General features: G+C 71.6%; 10 protein-coding genes. 7 read left to right on the forward strand and 3 right to left on the reverse strand.

Annotation, left to right across the window (positions count from 1 at the left end; genetic code table 11):
• Positions 1–11: 11 nt before the first annotated feature.
• Positions 12–2,633 carry a glycosyltransferase family 39 protein gene (locus tag BUB75_RS33010; protein ID WP_073262688.1) on the reverse strand — a complete coding sequence of 874 codons (2,622 nt, stop codon included), beginning with the start codon at positions 2,631–2,633 and terminating at the stop codon, positions 12–14.
• Positions 2,634–2,733: 100 nt separating this feature from the next.
• Entirely contained in the window at positions 2,734–4,521 is a 1,788-nt protein-coding gene (arc, locus tag BUB75_RS33015) for a proteasome ATPase (protein ID WP_073262690.1), read from the reverse strand.
• Positions 4,522–4,789: 268 nt separating this feature from the next.
• Between arc and BUB75_RS33020 the strand changes: the two genes are divergently transcribed.
• On the forward strand, positions 4,790–5,083 hold the full coding sequence (locus BUB75_RS33020) for a ferredoxin (protein WP_073262692.1): 294 nt from the start codon (positions 4,790–4,792) through the stop codon (positions 5,081–5,083).
• 92 nt (positions 5,084–5,175) lie between these two features.
• Here BUB75_RS33020 and BUB75_RS33025 read toward each other — a convergent pair whose 3' ends face one another.
• Positions 5,176–6,162 carry a tRNA (adenine-N1)-methyltransferase gene (locus BUB75_RS33025; protein WP_084742040.1) on the reverse strand — a complete coding sequence of 329 codons (987 nt, stop codon included), beginning with the start codon at positions 6,160–6,162 and terminating at the stop codon, positions 5,176–5,178.
• Between the two features lie 791 nt (positions 6,163–6,953).
• Here BUB75_RS33025 and BUB75_RS33030 point away from each other — a divergent pair.
• The 6 genes from BUB75_RS33030 to BUB75_RS33055 all read left to right on the forward strand — a co-directional run bounded on the left by BUB75_RS33030 (position 6,954) and on the right by BUB75_RS33055 (position 15,099).
• On the forward strand, positions 6,954–7,868 hold the full coding sequence (locus BUB75_RS33030; RefSeq protein WP_084741994.1) for a RecB family exonuclease: 915 nt from the start codon (positions 6,954–6,956) through the stop codon (positions 7,866–7,868).
• Between the two features lie 933 nt (positions 7,869–8,801).
• The gene (locus BUB75_RS33035; RefSeq protein ID WP_084741996.1) at positions 8,802–10,121 is read left to right on the forward strand and encodes a sensor histidine kinase; all 1,320 of its coding nucleotides are present in this window, start codon (positions 8,802–8,804) and stop codon (positions 10,119–10,121) included.
• Complete coding sequence (locus tag BUB75_RS33040; protein WP_073262698.1) at positions 10,118–10,801, forward strand: response regulator; 684 nt, start codon at positions 10,118–10,120, stop codon at positions 10,799–10,801. The genes BUB75_RS33035 and BUB75_RS33040 overlap by 4 nt, the downstream gene beginning before the upstream one ends.
• A gap of 52 nt (positions 10,802–10,853) precedes the next feature.
• On the forward strand, positions 10,854–11,576 hold the full coding sequence (locus BUB75_RS33045; RefSeq protein WP_073262700.1) for a Clp protease N-terminal domain-containing protein: 723 nt from the start codon (positions 10,854–10,856) through the stop codon (positions 11,574–11,576).
• 197 nt (positions 11,577–11,773) lie between these two features.
• Positions 11,774–12,559 (forward strand): ABC transporter ATP-binding protein, encoded by a 786-nt coding sequence (locus BUB75_RS33050; protein ID WP_218617918.1) that lies wholly within the window; start codon positions 11,774–11,776, stop codon positions 12,557–12,559.
• Positions 12,559–15,099 carry an ABC transporter permease gene (locus BUB75_RS33055; protein WP_073262703.1) on the forward strand — a complete coding sequence of 847 codons (2,541 nt, stop codon included), beginning with the start codon at positions 12,559–12,561 and terminating at the stop codon, positions 15,097–15,099. The genes BUB75_RS33050 and BUB75_RS33055 overlap by 1 nt, the downstream gene beginning before the upstream one ends.
• The last annotated feature ends 52 nt before the right edge of the window (positions 15,100–15,151 follow it).

Here is a 15,151-nt window from a genome sequence, read left to right on the forward strand (position 1 = left end):
CCGGGTCGCGGTCACCCGCCCGCCGCGGGGCGTGCGGGCAGGTGGAGGGCGGTGCGCGGATCGTCGTCGGCGAGCGCGTGCGGCGTGTCCGGGAACGGATCCGGTGGCCCGGAATCTCCGCTCGCGACCGCCACACCGGCCGGAACCGGCTCCGGCGCTTCCTGGATCTCCGGCTCGGCCACGGGTCCCGCGATCGCCCGCGGCTCCTCGGGTGGTGGAGGCTCGGTCGCCGGCCCCTCGTCCGGCATTCGCGGACGCAACCGCCCGACTAGCGACGCCACGACGCCGACCGAGGTCAGCAGGAACAGCGGGTACACGGTGCTGAACTGGCGCGCACCGGACGGCACGCCGACCAGCAGCCCCAGCAGCACGCTGACCACGCCGCCGCCCAGCGCGAGCGCCGCCAGCGGGTCGCGGAACGTCCGCAGCGGGGCGGCGATCACCGTCACCAGCAGCACGGCGCAGAGCAGGGCGTCGGCGGCGATGTACGTACCGTCCACCGAGGTCATGTCGTGGATCCGGTCGGCGATCGAGCCGACGACACCGCCGGTGCCCTCGGAGATCACCTCGCGGGCGCGGCCCAGGTACCGGGCGTCCACGATCGTGTTCACCTGCCCGAGCAGCACGATGCCGCCCGCCGCCAGCCCGGCCACGCCCGCGTACGGCCACCAGCGATTGCGTAGCGTCCGCGCGGAGACGCTCGCGCACAGCCAGGCCATGCCGACGGCACCCACCAGCGCGATCGACGTCGACCGGCTGGCCAGCGCCAGCAGGAGCAGCACCCCGAACGTGGCCAGCGCCCGCCTGCTGCGCGGCCCGTCCAGCGGCAGCGTGAACAGGCAGCCGATCGCCAGCGCGATCGCGAGCATGTCCGCGGTGCCCGCCAGGCCGGCGACCGCGATCCGGTCGGTGAGCAGGAAGCCGACCGCGGTCAGCGTGGCCGCCGCGGCGCCCCAGCGGCGCGCCGCGAAGACCGTCAGCATCACGGTCGCGACCAGCAGCCCGATCACCGGGACGACCAGCAGCCCGCCGGACCCCATCAGCCCGACGAACGGCGCGGACAGCAGCGGGTACACCAGGTTCGGGTCGGCCGACGTCGCGTGCTGGTAGATCCAGTAGTCGCCGTACTCCCAGCAGGAACCACCGCACCCGGACCCGAAGAACGGCATGTTGCGCAGGTCGACGTAGGTCTGGGCGGTGGCGTCGGCGGGTGAGTAGCCGAGGATCCGGTAGGTCCAGGCCAGGTGGTAGATGCTGCTCGGACCGTAGTGCCAGGTCCGCTCCGACAGCTCGGCGAAGGTCAGCGCGAGCAGCGACGCGATCACCGTCCAGCCGTGCAGCGGCAGCACACCGATCCAGCGCAGGCCGCGGCGCGTGGGCGACCATCGCCGGGCCGGGCGGATCGTCGCGGCGGCCGCCGCGACGGCCTTCGCCGGGAGGCGGTACGCCGGGGGCCGCGGGGCGGTCTCGGTCGATCGGGACGGACGCTGCCGGACCGGTCCCCACAGGTCGGCGAGCAGTGCCACGCCGGCCAGGACGAGCAGCGGGACGATCGGCGCGTGGTACCGGAACGACGCGGGCCAGAACTCGACGATGTTGATCGCGCTGACCGCCAGGAACGCCCCGGCCGCCATCGCGGAGATCTCGCTGCGGAATCGCCAGACCACGGCGACCGTCACGATCACCAGCAGCGCCATCAGTACCAGGTCGTACCGGACCCGCAGCAGGTCGGACGTGATGATGTTCCAGGTGACGTCGGGGAACGCGCCGAGCCCCTGGGACTGGAAGTACTGCTGGGACAGCGCGTTGAACTGCCCGGTCAGCGACAGTTCCTCGCCGCCGAAGATCATCGGCGTGATCAGCATCTGCGCGAGCAGGATGCCGAAGCCGACGAAGCTGCCCCAGAACGCGAACGGCAGCCAGACGTTGCGGAACTTGCGGTCCCGCACGGCCACCAGCAGCCAGGCGAACCCGACCGCGGCGGGCAGCGCGATCGCGAACTGCCGGTTGAGCATCCCGATGCCGACCAGGACGACGTACGCGATCAGGTGTTTCCGAGTGACGCGTTTGGCCAGCGGCAGCAGCAGCAACGGCAACGCCAGCAGCGCGAACGCCGGGCCCTCGGTGTGCGCGACGACGCTCCACCGGGACACGTAGACCGGCAGCAGCAGCACGGTGCCCGCGAGCAGCGCCCAGCGCTGGCCCCAGAGGCGGGACGCCAGCAGCACGGTCGCGACGACGGCCAGCGCGTAGCCGACGATCGGCACGACGAGCATGCCCATCGGCCCCATCAGCGCGACGAATGGCGCGGAGAGGAACGGCAGCAGGACGCGCGGCCCGACGACCGCCGCGTACTGCCCCGTGAAGAACTTCTCGTGATAGTCGTCCGGCCAGCAGGACCAGCAGTCCTTCAGGCCGGCGTTGTCCCACATGTAGTTGTACGAGAGCTGCGCGGCCTCGGCCTGCGGGTGGCCCAGGTACCAGTAGGTCCAGGCCAGGTAGATGCGGGAGTCCGGGCCGAACTGGGGGTTGGTGATCAGCGCCAGCGCTACCGCGAGCACATAAAGCAGCGCGAGGAGCAACCACCCACGGACCGGGAGCGCCGCCGTGAGCCGGCGGGTGATCGTCTTCACGTGGCGCCTTGTTGCGTCATCTCAGCGGATGGTCCCGGTTTCGGTGCGGAGAGGTGCCCGGAGACCGTAGTGCGTCTCCGGGCGGCCCGTCATCGGCGGGTCAGAGATACTGTCCCGTATTGCTCACGGTGTCGATCGACCGACCCGCCTCGCTGCCCTTGCCGCCGGAGACGAGCGTGCGGATGTAAACGATCCGCTCGCCCTTCTTACCGGAGATCCGAGCCCAGTCGTCCGGGTTGGTCGTGTTCGGGAGGTCTTCGTTCTCCCGGAACTCATCGACGCAGGCGTCCAGCAGGTGCTGCATCCGGACGCCCTTCTGGTTGAGCGTCAGGAAGTCCTTGATCGCCATCTTCTTCGCCCGGTCAACGATGTTCTGGATCATCGCGCCGGAGTTGAAGTCCTTGAAGTAGAGGACTTCCTTGTCGCCGTTGGCGTACGTCACCTCGAGGAAGCGGTTCTCCTCGGTCTCGGTGTACATCCGCTCCACCACGCCCTGAATCATCGCGTCCAGGGTCGCCTGGCGGGAGCCGCCGTTGGCAGCGACGTCGTCGCCGTGGATCGGCACCGAGGCGGTGATGTACTTGCTGAAGATGTCCTTGGCCGCTTCGGCGTCCGGACGCTCGATCTTGATCTTCACGTCCAGCCGGCCCGGCCGCAGGATCGCCGGGTCGATCATGTCCTCGCGGTTGGACGCGCCGATCACGATGACGTTCTCCAGGCCTTCGACGCCGTCGATCTCGGACAGCAGCTGGGGAACGATCGTGTTCTCGACGTCCGAGGAGACGCCGGAGCCACGGGTACGGAAGATCGAGTCCATCTCGTCGAAGAACACGATCACCGGGGTGCCGCCGGACGCCTTCTCCCGCGCACGCTGGAAGATCAGGCGGATGTGCCGCTCGGTCTCACCGACGTACTTGTTGAGCAGCTCCGGGCCCTTGATGTTGAGGAAGAACGACTTGCCGGCGTTCGTGCCGGTGTCGCCGCGCACCTCGGCCACCTTCTTGGCCAGCGAGTTCGCCACCGCCTTCGCGATGAGCGTCTTACCGCAGCCGGGCGGGCCGTAGAGCAGGACGCCCTTCGGCGGCCGCAGCTCGTGCTCGCGGAACAGGTCCGCGTGCAGGAACGGCAACTCGACCGCGTCCCGGATCTGCTCGATCTGGGACGAGAGGCCACCGATCGACGTGTAGTCGATGTCAGGCACCTCTTCGAGCACGAGCTCCTCGACCTCGGACTTCGGGATGCGCTCGTAGGCGTAGGCCGACCGCGGCTCCAGCAGGAGCGCGTCGCCTGCCCGCAACTGCACCTCGTCGAGGGTATGGGCCAGGTACACGACCCGCTCCTCGTCCGCGCGGGACAGCACGAGCGCGCGGTCGCGCACGCCCGTCTCGTCCTCCAGGACCTCCTTGAGCGTCACTACTTCGCCGGCCCGTTCCACACCGAGGGCCTGCACGACGTTGAGGGCATCGTTGAGCATGACCTCTTGGCCGCGGCGGAGCGACTCGAGCTCCACCGACGGGGAGACGGCGACACGCAGTTTGCGTCCGCCGGTGAACACGTCGACGGTGCCGTCGTCGTGTGCGGCCAGGAAGACCCCGTAGCCGCTGGGCGGCTGGGCCAACCGGTCGATCTCCTCTTTCAGCGCAACGATCTGGGTACGCGCTTCTCGAAGGGTCGAGGCCAGTTTGTCGTTCTGTTCCGTGAGGCGAGAGATCGTGGCTTGCGCGGTGGCAAGACGATCCTCGAGGGTCCGGACGTGCCGGGGCCCTTCCGTGAGCTTGCGGCGCAGGAGCTGGACTTCCTCCTGGAGGAAGTCCACCTGGGCCGTGAGATCGCGGACCTCCGCCTCGCGGCGCGCATTGCCGTGCGCGTCGTCTCGGTTTGTGTTCACGAGCGGCCACCTCCCCCGGTGATCGGTGCACCAACAGTACCGACTCACCCACAGAGCCGTCGTGCAGTCGATGCCCGCGTCACAGAAGGGAAACTTTGTCCTGTTCACTCATGCGGTGTAGGGACATGACGGGTCGACACGCCAGGTTCACCTAGGGTAAACGGCGGTGCCAACCTCTCCTCCCCGGTGGGCGGTGACCGTGCGGCGTGCCTACGCTGGCAGCGCCGATTCAGTCGGCAGACGCACCGGTGGGGCCGAGGGAGGACACGTGTCGGAGAGTGCGGGCACCGAGGCTCCGCTGCGGGTCTGGGTCGACCAGGATCTCTGCACGGGCGACGGTCTTTGCGTCCAGTACGCCCCGGAGGTTTTCGAGTTCGACATCGACGGGCTCGCCTACGTGAAGGGCGACGACGGTGAGCTACGGACCGCCAAGGGCGAGCAGGTGCCGGTACCGGGGCGGCTGCGACTGGACGTGATCGACTCGGCGAAGGAGTGCCCCGGCGATTGCATTCACGTCGTCCGCGCCGACGACGGCCTCCCAGTAGCGGGCCCCGCCGCCTGACGAGTGCGCTAGCGCTCGTGTTCTGACCTGGAGCCCGCCGAGGACGAGGCTGGCGTCCGCGCGCGAGGCCGCCTCGACCTTGCTGTGGGCCGTCAGGCTTGGCCCTCGGCGGGCCGCGCACCAGGGTCGGGCTTGCCGGTCTTCTGGGCCTGGTAGGCCTCCGCGCCCTTGGAGGGCTTGCGCTGGCGCTTCGGGGCGACGACGCCGTCGGACAGGCGCCTGGTGCTGATCAGGAACGCGGTGTGGGCGACCATCCGATGGTCGGGGCGCACCGCCAGCCCGTCGACGTGCCAGTCGCGGACCAGCGTCTCCCACGACCGCGGCTCGGTGAACGAGCCGTGTTCCCGCAGCGCCTCGACCGTGGCCGAGAGCTGCGTCGTCGTCGCCACGTACGCGATCAGGACGCCGCCCGGCACCAGCGCGGGCGCCACCGTCGGGAGCACCTCCCACGGCGAGAGCATGTCGAGGATCACCCGGTCGACCTCGAGGCCGCGCGCGTCGGCCACGTCGCCGACGGTCAGCGACCAGGCCGGGTGCGGGCCGCCGAAGAACCGCTCGACGTTGACCCTGGCGATGTCGGCGAAGTCCTCCCGGCGCTCGTACGAGTAGACCGCACCGCGCTCCCCCACCGCGCGTAGCAGCGAGCAGGTCAGCGCGCCCGAACCGGCGCCGGCCTCGAGCACCCGTGCGCCGGGGAAAATGTCACCCATCGCGACGATCTGGGCGGCGTCCTTGGGGTAGATCACCTGCGCGCCCCGCGGCATCGAGAGCACGAAGTCCGAGAGCAGCGGACGCAACGCCAGGTACTGCGTGCCGGAACTGGCTTGTACGACAATGCCCTCGGGCTTGCCGATCAGGTCGTCGTGGGCCAGCGCGCCGCGGTGCGTGTGGAACGACCGGCCGGGCTCCAGAAGCACGGTGTGCAACCGGCCCTTGGGGTCGGTGAGCTGCACACGGTCACCGGGAGCGAACGGTCCTCGACGGCTCGCGCCGACCGGTCGCTCTGGCGGACCGACCGGATCAGTGGGATCGCTCACACTTCCCGCCCGGGCGTGTTCGGGTGTCACGTTCGTTACCATTGTCCGGTTATGGGCGCCTTCGGCCGCCGGGGGCCGACCCTCGATCGCGCTCTCGTGCGTCACGCGCTCGGTCTCGGCGCTCGTCACCAGTGTCTCCTTCGCTAGTCCAGCGCCCGATGCTAATCGCCATCCCCGGTACCCGGCCCGCCCAGGGTGGCGGGCGCCGCGCGCCCGCGCCCACGTCTCCGGCCTGCGCCCGCGCCTGCGGCTTGCTTCCGCGCCTGCGGCTTGCTTCCGCGCCCAGCGCCCGCGCCCCGCGCCCTGCCCCCGCGCCCAGCCCCCGCGCCCAGCGCCCGCGGCGCCCGCGGCCCGGTTCCGTGCTGCGGCCCGCTTCCGCGCCCAGCGCCTGCGCCCTCCGCCCGCGCCCTGCGCCCCAGCGCCCGCGCCCTCCGCCGCGCCCTGCGCCTGCGCCCTCCGCCCGCGCCCTCCGCCGCGCCCTGCGCCTGCGCCCTCCGCCCGCGCCCTCCGCCCGCGCCCTGCGCCCCTGCGCCCGCGCCCTCCGCCCGCGCGTGCGCCTCTGCCCCGCGCTGCGGCTGCGGCTGCGGCTGCGGCTGCGGCTGCGGCTGCGGCGAAGATTGGCCGTCTACCGACGTATCCCCGACGCGTGACAGGTCGATAGTTGGCCAGATTTCCTGGTACGCCGAGGTGGGCGGCGCGTGCTTGCGGGCGGGGCCGGGCGGGCGCCGGCGCGGTAGGCGTCGCGGACGCGGCAGGGGCGGCGGGGGCGGAGTTATCCACCGGTCTGGGCTGACGGCGGCGAAGTGTCGGTGGGCTCGCCTAACCTGACCGGCATGAGCACCGCGACCGACCCGCTTCCCACCTCCGGCGCGCCGGCTCCCGGCGGCCCGGGTCCGGACGGGCGGACCGCGCTGACGATTATCGGGTCGCTCTCACCCTCGCGGGCCTCCGACTTCAAGACCTGCCCGCTGCTCTACCGGTTCCGCAGCATCGACCGGCTGCCCCAGCGTCCCACCACCGCCGCCACCCGCGGCACGCTCGTCCACGCTGTGCTCGAGCGGCTGTTCGACCTGCCGCCCGGTCAACGTTCCCCGGATGCGGCGGAGGCCCTCCTGGAGCCGGAGTGGGCCCGCCTGAGCACCGAGGCGCCGGAGCTGGCCGAGCTGTTCGAGACGCCGGAGGCGCTGACCGAGTGGCTCGCGTCGGCTCGATCGCTGCTGGCCGCCTACTTCACGCTGGAAGACCCGAACCGGCTCGCCCCGGCCGAGCGCGAACGCCTGGTCGAGGTCGTGCTCGACTCCGGCCTGCGGCTGCGGGGTTTCGTCGACCGCATCGACGTCGCACCGAGCGGCGACATCCGGGTCGTCGACTACAAGACCGGCGCAGCGCCCCGCGAGTCGTTCGAGGGCAAGGCGATGTTCCAGCTCAAGTTCTACGCGCTGGTCATCTGGCGCACCCGGGGTGTCGTGCCCCGGCTGCTGCGCCTGCTCTACCTCGGCGACCGCGAGGTGCTCGACTACGTCCCCGACCCCGACGAGCTGATCCGGTTCGAGCGGACGCTCCAGGCGCTCTGGACCGCGATCGATCGGGCGACCACCGCGCGCGAGTTCCGGGCCAACCCCGGCCCGCTCTGCGGTTGGTGCGACCACCAGGAGCTGTGCCCGGCGCACGGCGGTACGCCGCCGCCGTTCCCGGAGGTGCTGCCTCCGCTCACCGAGGCGGCACCGACCCCGGCCGCCGAAGACTGACCAGCAGCGCTCGGCCCGTCGCCCCGCCCCCGCAGCCGCTGCACCCCACTGGCCCCCTGCACCCGCTGCACCCACTGCGCGCTGCGCCTGTTACCCGTTGCATCCACGGCCGCGCGGCCCGCTGCACCCCGCGGCGCGCTACACCCGCCAGGGGCGCCAGGCACGGGGCGCGCACAGCCCGCCGAGCGCACAGCCCGCCGGGGCCCCAGGCACGGGGCGCGCACAGCCCGCCGGGCGCACAGCCCGCCGAAGGCAGGGGCCCGCAGAGCGCACGCCGGGCACGGGTCCGCTGCGCCCGCCGGGTCCGCTGCGCCCGCCGGGTCCGCTGCGCCCGCCGGGCGCGCAGAGCCCGCCAGGCGCGGGCGCAGGGCGCGCAGGGCGCAGGCACCGCGCACCACAGGGCACCGCGCACCGCGCAGGGCGCAGGGCACCGCGCACCGCGCAGGCGCAGGGCGCAGGCGCAGGGCACCGCGCACCGCGCAGGGCGCAGGCCCAGGGCACCGCGCACCGCGCAGGCGTAGGGCACCGCGCACCGCGCAGGCGCAGGCGCAGGCCCAGGGCACCGCGCACCGCGCAGGGCGCAGGCCCAGGGCACCGCGCACCGCGCAGGCCCAGCGCACCGCGCACCGCGCACCGCGCAGGCGCAGGGCACCGCGCACCGCGCAGGGCGCAGGCCCAGCGCACCGCGCACCGCGCACCGCGCAGGCCCAGCGCACCGCGCACCGCGCACCGCGCAGGGCGCAGGGCACCGCGCACCGCGCAGGGCGCAGGCCCAGGGCGCAGGCGCGGGGCGCGGGGGCCGGCGAGCGGGCCGACGCGGGCTTGCCGCGTGCTGGCGGCTGGCCTGGCGGCGCAGTGGCCTCACCGGCCGCAGGGAGCCGTCCGGCCACACCGCCACCGGCTCGCGGGACACGGTCGGCGAAGATGTGAGACATGCGACTGCCCTGGCCGGAGAATTTGTACCGGCCGGCGGACGACCGGGCCGGCGAACCGGCGCCGCCGGTCGCGTCCTGGCGCGCGCTCGGCGTCGACGCGGCGCTGGCCGGCGCGATCCTCGTGCTGTTCGCGGTGGTAGCCGGTCCGCTCGAGCCCGGGCCGCTTCGCGCCGAGGACGGCCCGGCGTGGGCGATCGGGCTGGCGCTGGTCGGCGTCGTCCCGGTCGCGCTGCGCCGGGTCGCGCCGCTCACCGCGACCGGCCTGGTCTGCGGCGCGATGCTGCTCGGCGAGTGGCAGGCGGCCAGCCAGGGCGTGGCCGCCGTCGCGGCGCTGATCCTCGCCTACACCCGGGGCGCGCTGGCGCCGCTGCGACAGGCGGTGCTCGCGACGCTGGCGCTGGGCGCGTGCGGCGCGGCGGTGGGGCTCGTCGGGCCGGGGGCGACCGGGCCACGGTGGGCCACGGTCTCGGCCGGGCTGCTCGCGTTACTGGCGTGCTTCTTCCTCGGGAGGACGGTGTTCACTCGGCGGGCGTACACCGCGGCGCTCGAGGAACGGGCGCGCGTGGCCGAGCTCAACCGCGAGACCGCGGCGCGCCAGGCGGTCCTCGACGAGCGTCGCCGGATCGCCCGTGAGCTGCACGACATGGTCGCTCACCACGTCAGCGTGATGGGCGTACTGGCCACCGGCGCCCGCCGGACGCTCCGCCGCGACCCGGACGCCGCCGACGAGGCCCTGCGCACGATCGAGGACACCGGGAGGGCCAGTCTGAGGGAGATGCGGCGCCTGCTCGACGTCCTGCGCTCGGACGATGAGCGCGCCCCCGAGGAGCCACCGCCGCCTGCCCCCGGCGTCGCCGGGCTGGAGCAGCTCGTCGAGCAGGTGCGCGAGGCCGGGCTGCCGGTGGAGCTGACCGTCACCGGCGCCGCGACCGACCTGGAGCCGGGCGTCGACCTGACCGTGTTCCGGCTCGTGCAGGAGGCGCTCACGAACACGCTGAAGCACGCCGGCGCCGCGCACGCCAAGGTCGCGCTGGAGTTCGCGGTCGACGGCGTCCGTATCACGGTGACCGACGACGGGCACGGTCCGGCCCCCGGCAATCTTCGTCTGGGCCACGGCCTGGTGGGGATGCGGGAACGGGTCGCCCTCTACGGTGGCACGCTGCGGACCGGCGCGCGGGCGGGCGGCGGCTTCCGGGTCTCGGCCCGGCTGCCGCTCGACGGTGTCTCCCGGTCCTCGCCCCCGCCGTCGGGACGAACGACGTCCCCGGCGGGAGCGACGCTCTCGGACGGACCCCCACTGCAGGAAGGGACGAGGTGACCGACGCCGCGCAACCCCGACGGATCCAGGTCCTCCTGGCCGACGACCAACCGCTGCTCCGCACCGGCTTCCGGATGGTGCTGGGCGCCGAGCCCGACCTCGACGTCGTCGGCGAGGCGGGCGACGGGGTCGAGGCCGTCGAGCTGACCCGGCGGCTGCTGCCGTCGGTCGTGCTGATGGACGTCCGGATGCCCCGGATGGACGGGGTCGCCGCGACCCGGGCCATCGTCGCCGCCGGGCTGCCCAGCCGTGTACTCGTGCTGACGACGTTCGACCTGGACGAGTACGTGGTGGGCGCGCTCCGGGCCGGCGCCAGCGGTTTCCTGTCCAAGGACGTCCCCGCCGAGGAGCTGATCGCCGGGATCCGCACGGTCGCGGCCGGGGAGGCCGTGGTGTCGCCGCGCATCCTCCGCCGGTTGCTCGACCAGTTCGCCGACCGGCTGCCGGAGCCGGGCGTCGACCGGCGCGGCCCGCTGTCCGCGCTCACCGAGCGGGAGCAGGAGGTGCTGACGCTGATGGCGCGGGGCCGCTCGAACGGGGAGATCGCCCGCGAGCTGTTCGTCAGCGAGACGACGGTCAAGACCCACGTCGGGCACGTGCTGACGAAGCTGGGCCTCCGGGACCGCGTCCAGGCGGTGATCCTCGCGTACGAGACCGGCCTCGTCCGTCCGCAGTCCTGACGAACGTCAACCCGGGGTTGACGCTAGGCGAACGTCAACCTAGGGTTGACGCATGACCACACCACAGATGCCCCCCACCGTCGGACTCGACAGCCTCATCGCCGGCATCAAGAAGGTGCACGACGATCCGCTCGACCAGCTCTCCACCGCGGTGATGACCGCCGAATCCCTCGGCGAGGTCGCCGACCACCTGATCGGCCACTTCGTCGACCAGGCGCGCCGGGCCGGCGCATCCTGGACCGACATCGGCCGCAGCATGGGCGTGACCAAGCAGGCCGCGCAGAAGCGGTTCACGCCGCGGGATCCCGGCCTCGACCCGTCGCAGGGCTTCGCGCGCTTCACCCAGCGGGCGCGGCACGTCGTCGTCGCGGCGCAGGAGGCGGCCCGCGATGCCAGTAACGCCGAGCTCACCCCGGCGCACCTCGTGATCGGGCTGCTGACCGAGCCGGAGGCGATCGCGGGGAAGGCGATCGTCGCCACCGGGGTTCCGCTGGACGCCGTACGCGCCGCCGTGACGCCCACGGTGCCGCCGGCCGCCGAGACGGTCCCGGCCCTCATCCCGTTCGACGGAAACTCGAGGAAGGTCCTGGAGCTGACGTTCCGGGAGGCACTCCGGCTCGGCCACAACTACGTCGGCACCGAGCACATTCTGCTGGCGCTGCTGGAGCACGAGGGCAGCGACGGTGTGCTCACCGGCCTCGGCGTCACGAAGGAGCGCGTCGAACCGTTCATCGCCGAGGCCGTGACGGCGGCTGCCGCGGAACCACAACCGTAGGGCTCAGGGGAACCCTGAGAGTGACCCAGGGGTCGGTGTCCCCCCTAGGTCGTACGTCAGGACCAGACCGTACGACGACGAATACCCCTTGAGGCTCCCCCTACGTTGGGGTAGAGGCTGCGATCGACAGCACACGGGGTTGAGGGCGCGCTGTGTAATCAGCGCGCCCGGCTAAAAGAAACGGGACGGAGAGGGCTGTGACTACGCCGCTGACCGACTCATCGACCGGCGACGCCGTCGGCAGTATCGCCGCTGCGCGGGCGGTCGACGTGTGGAAGGTGTACGGAACCACCGAGGACACCAGGGTGAACGCGCTCGCCGGTGTCACCGCCGAGTTCGAGCGGGGCAAGTTCACCGCGATCATGGGGCCGTCCGGGTCCGGTAAGTCGACGCTGATGCACTGCCTGGCCGGGCTCGACTCGATCTCGCGCGGCGAGGTCTACATCGGTGACACCCGGGTGGACACGCTCGGCGACAAGGGCTTAACGCTGCTGCGCCGGGAGAAGGTCGGCTTCATCTTCCAGCAGTTCAACCTCCTCCCGACGCTCAGCGCCGAGGAGAACATCACGCTGCCGCTCAACATCGGCAAGCGGAAGCCGGATCCGGAGTGGATGGCCACCGTCATCAAGACCGTCGGCCTCGGCGACCGGCTCAAGCACCGGCCGACGCAGCTCTCCGGTGGGCAGCAGCAGCGCGTGGCGTGCGCGCGGGCGCTCGTCTCCCGCCCGGACGTCGTCTTCGCCGACGAGCCGACCGGTAACCTCGACTCCCGCTCGGGCGCCGAGGTGCTGCAGTTCCTGCAGAACTCGGTCCGTGACTTCGGCCAGACGATCGTCATGGTCACCCACGACCCGAACGCGGCTTCGTACGCCGACCGGGTCGTGTTCCTCGCCGACGGACAGATCGTCGACGAGATGACCGACCCGACGAGCGAGCGGGTGCTGGACAAGATGAAGGCACTGGACACGTTCGGGGCCGCCTGATGTTCCGCGCCACACTCAAGAGCCTGCTCGCGAGGAAGCTGCGGCTGACGCTCTCCGCGTTCGCCGTGGTCCTCGGCGTGATGTTCGTGGCCGGCTCGATCGTGATGACGTCGTCGCTGGCAAAGTCGTTCGATGCGCTCTTCGCCGGCATCAACAGCAGCATCGACGTGCAGGTCCAGGCGAAGTCGAAGCTGGACAACAACGGCGGGTCGGACACGGCCACCGCCACGATCCCGGCCTCGCTGGTGCCAAAGATCGAGGCGGCTCCCGGCGTCGCGAAAGCCACCGCGGGTGTATTCGTCGAGGGTGCCCGCGTGATCGGCAAGGACGGCAAAGTCACGGCCGCCCAAGCGCCGCGCTTCGGCAGCAGTTGGGGTGGCGAGGACGATTTGATCCAGCTGCGGGAGGGCCGCGGCCCGACCGCGCCGGACGAGGTCGCGGTGGACGCGGCGCTCGCCAAGTCGCTGGACTTCAAGGTCGGCGACACGATCGGCATCCTCACGCTGCAGCCGAAGAAGGAGTTCAAGCTCGTCGGCATCTTCGGTTACAGCGGTGATCGGGACACGCTCGGCGGCTCGCAGGTCGTCGCGTTCACGCTGCCGGTCGCCCAGGACCTGATGCTCGGCGAGCGGAACGCGTTCACCGACGTCCAACTCCAGGCCGACCCAGGGGTCAGCCAGAAAGAGCTGAAGAAGACGATCGAGGGCGTCGTCGGCGGCGGCTACAACGTGCAGACGCGGGACGAGGTGAACGAGCAGACCTCCAAGGACATTCGGGAGGGGTTCAAGTTCATCAACTACTTCTTCCTGGGCTTCGCCGGCGTCGCGCTGTTCGTCGGGATCTTCCTGATCCTCAACACGTTCTCGATGCTGGTCGCCCAGCGGACCCGCGAACTGGCGTTGTTCCGCGCGATGGGCGCGGCTCGCGGGCAGGTGATCCGGTCGGTGATGTTCGAGGCGCTGGTGATCGGCCTGCTCGGGTCGGCGCTCGGGCTGATCGCCGGAATCGGTATCGGCTGGCTCCTCGGCAAGGGGTTCGACGCCCTCCTCGGCGCGGAGCTCGATCTGATCTTGACCGTGCCGATCACGGCGATCATCGCATCGTTCGTGGTCGGCGTCGGGATCACGCTGATCGCGGCGCTGTTCCCGGCGATCCGGGCGTCCCGGATTCCGCCGATCGCCGCGATGCGCGACGCCGCCACTCCGGACAAGCCGCTCACGAAGGTCACGTCGATCGGCGGGGCGATCTTCGTCCTGGGCGGCGCGATCATGGCGTTTGGCCTGATCAGTGACGCGGACGGTGCCCTCTGGGGCCTGCTCGTCGGAGTCCTGCTGGTGTTCATCGGTATCACGCTGCTGACCCCGATCATCAGCCGGCCGATCGTGTCGGTGCTCGGCCGGATCTTCGCCTGGTCGACCCCGGGTCAGCTGGGCCGGCGCAACTCGGCCCGCAACCCGCGCCGCACCGCGATCACCGCGGGCGCGCTGATGGTCAGCATCGCGCTGGTCACCGGCGTCAGCACGATCGCGGCCTCGGCGAGCAAGAGCATCGCGAGCCAGGTCAGCGAAACGCTCCAGGCCGAGCTGATCATCTCCGGGCAGCAGACCAGCGCGCAGCCGCCGGTGTTCGACGTGGCCACGCTCGACAAGATCGAGCAGGCCGACGGCGTCGAAGAGGTCGCCGGGTTCTACTACGGCCCGGCGCGGATCAACAACGAGGACAGCTTCCTGATCGCGATGAGCGACCCGGCGGCGACCCAGCGGTTGATCGGGCTCAAGGCGAAGTCCGGGGAGATCGACCAGGTCGGTGCGAACCAGATCATCGTCGACGAGGACACCGCGAAGGACGAGAATCTCCAGGTCGGAGACAGCGTCCCGGTCCAGCAGATCCGCGGCGACCAAGAGAACTACGAGATCGTCGGGATCTACGAGCAGAACGACGCCACCGGCGGATTCATGGCCGGCGAGGACGCGGCGCAGAACTTCCAGATCGCCCAGCCGTCGCAGGCGTTCGTGAAGGTCGAGGACGGTGCCTCCGTGAAGGACGTCGAGGCCGAGATCAAGACGCTCCTGGCCGACAGCCCTGAGGTGAACGTGCAGGACCAGAGCGCGTTCATCGACGACATCACCGGCATCTTCGACATGATCCTCTGGATCGTGCAGATCCTGCTCGCGCTGGCGATCCTGATCGCGGTGCTCGGCATCATCAACACGCTCGCGTTGTCGGTGGTCGAGCGGACCCGCGAGCTGGGCCTGCTCCGGGCGATCGGACTGCGCCGGTCGCAGACCACGCGGATGATCACGGTGGAGTCGATCGTGATCTCGGTGTTCGGCGCGCTGCTGGGCATCGTCGTCGGGGTCGGCCTGGGCGCGGCGGTGGTGCAGGCGCTCAAGTCCCAAGGCCTGACGCACTTCGCGCTGCCCTGGGGCTGGATGGGGACGTACCTGATTTTCTCGGTCCTGGTCGGGGTGATCGCGGCGCTGCTTCCGGCGCTGCGTGCCGCGCGGCTCAACGTGCTGGCGGCCATCTCGTACGAGTGAGTTGAGAACGTCGACGGCCGGGGCCTTTCGAGGTCCCGGCCGTCGCGCGTCA

It is taken from the genome of Cryptosporangium aurantiacum (assembly GCF_900143005.1).
GTDB lineage: Bacteria > Actinomycetota > Actinomycetes > Mycobacteriales > Cryptosporangiaceae > Cryptosporangium > Cryptosporangium aurantiacum.

Coding starts and splice junctions, on each gene's coding strand:
- BUB75_RS33025 (WP_084742040.1), bottom strand. CDS start 6,162: ATGGTAACGAACGTGACACCCGAACACGCCCGGGCGGGAAGTGTGAGC.
- BUB75_RS33030 (WP_084741994.1), top strand. CDS start 6,954: ATGAGCACCGCGACCGACCCGCTTCCCACCTCCGGCGCGCCGGCTCCC.
- BUB75_RS33035 (WP_084741996.1), top strand. CDS start 8,802: ATGCGACTGCCCTGGCCGGAGAATTTGTACCGGCCGGCGGACGACCGG.
- BUB75_RS33045 (WP_073262700.1), top strand. CDS start 10,854: ATGACCACACCACAGATGCCCCCCACCGTCGGACTCGACAGCCTCATC.
- BUB75_RS33055 (WP_073262703.1), top strand. CDS start 12,559: ATGTTCCGCGCCACACTCAAGAGCCTGCTCGCGAGGAAGCTGCGGCTG.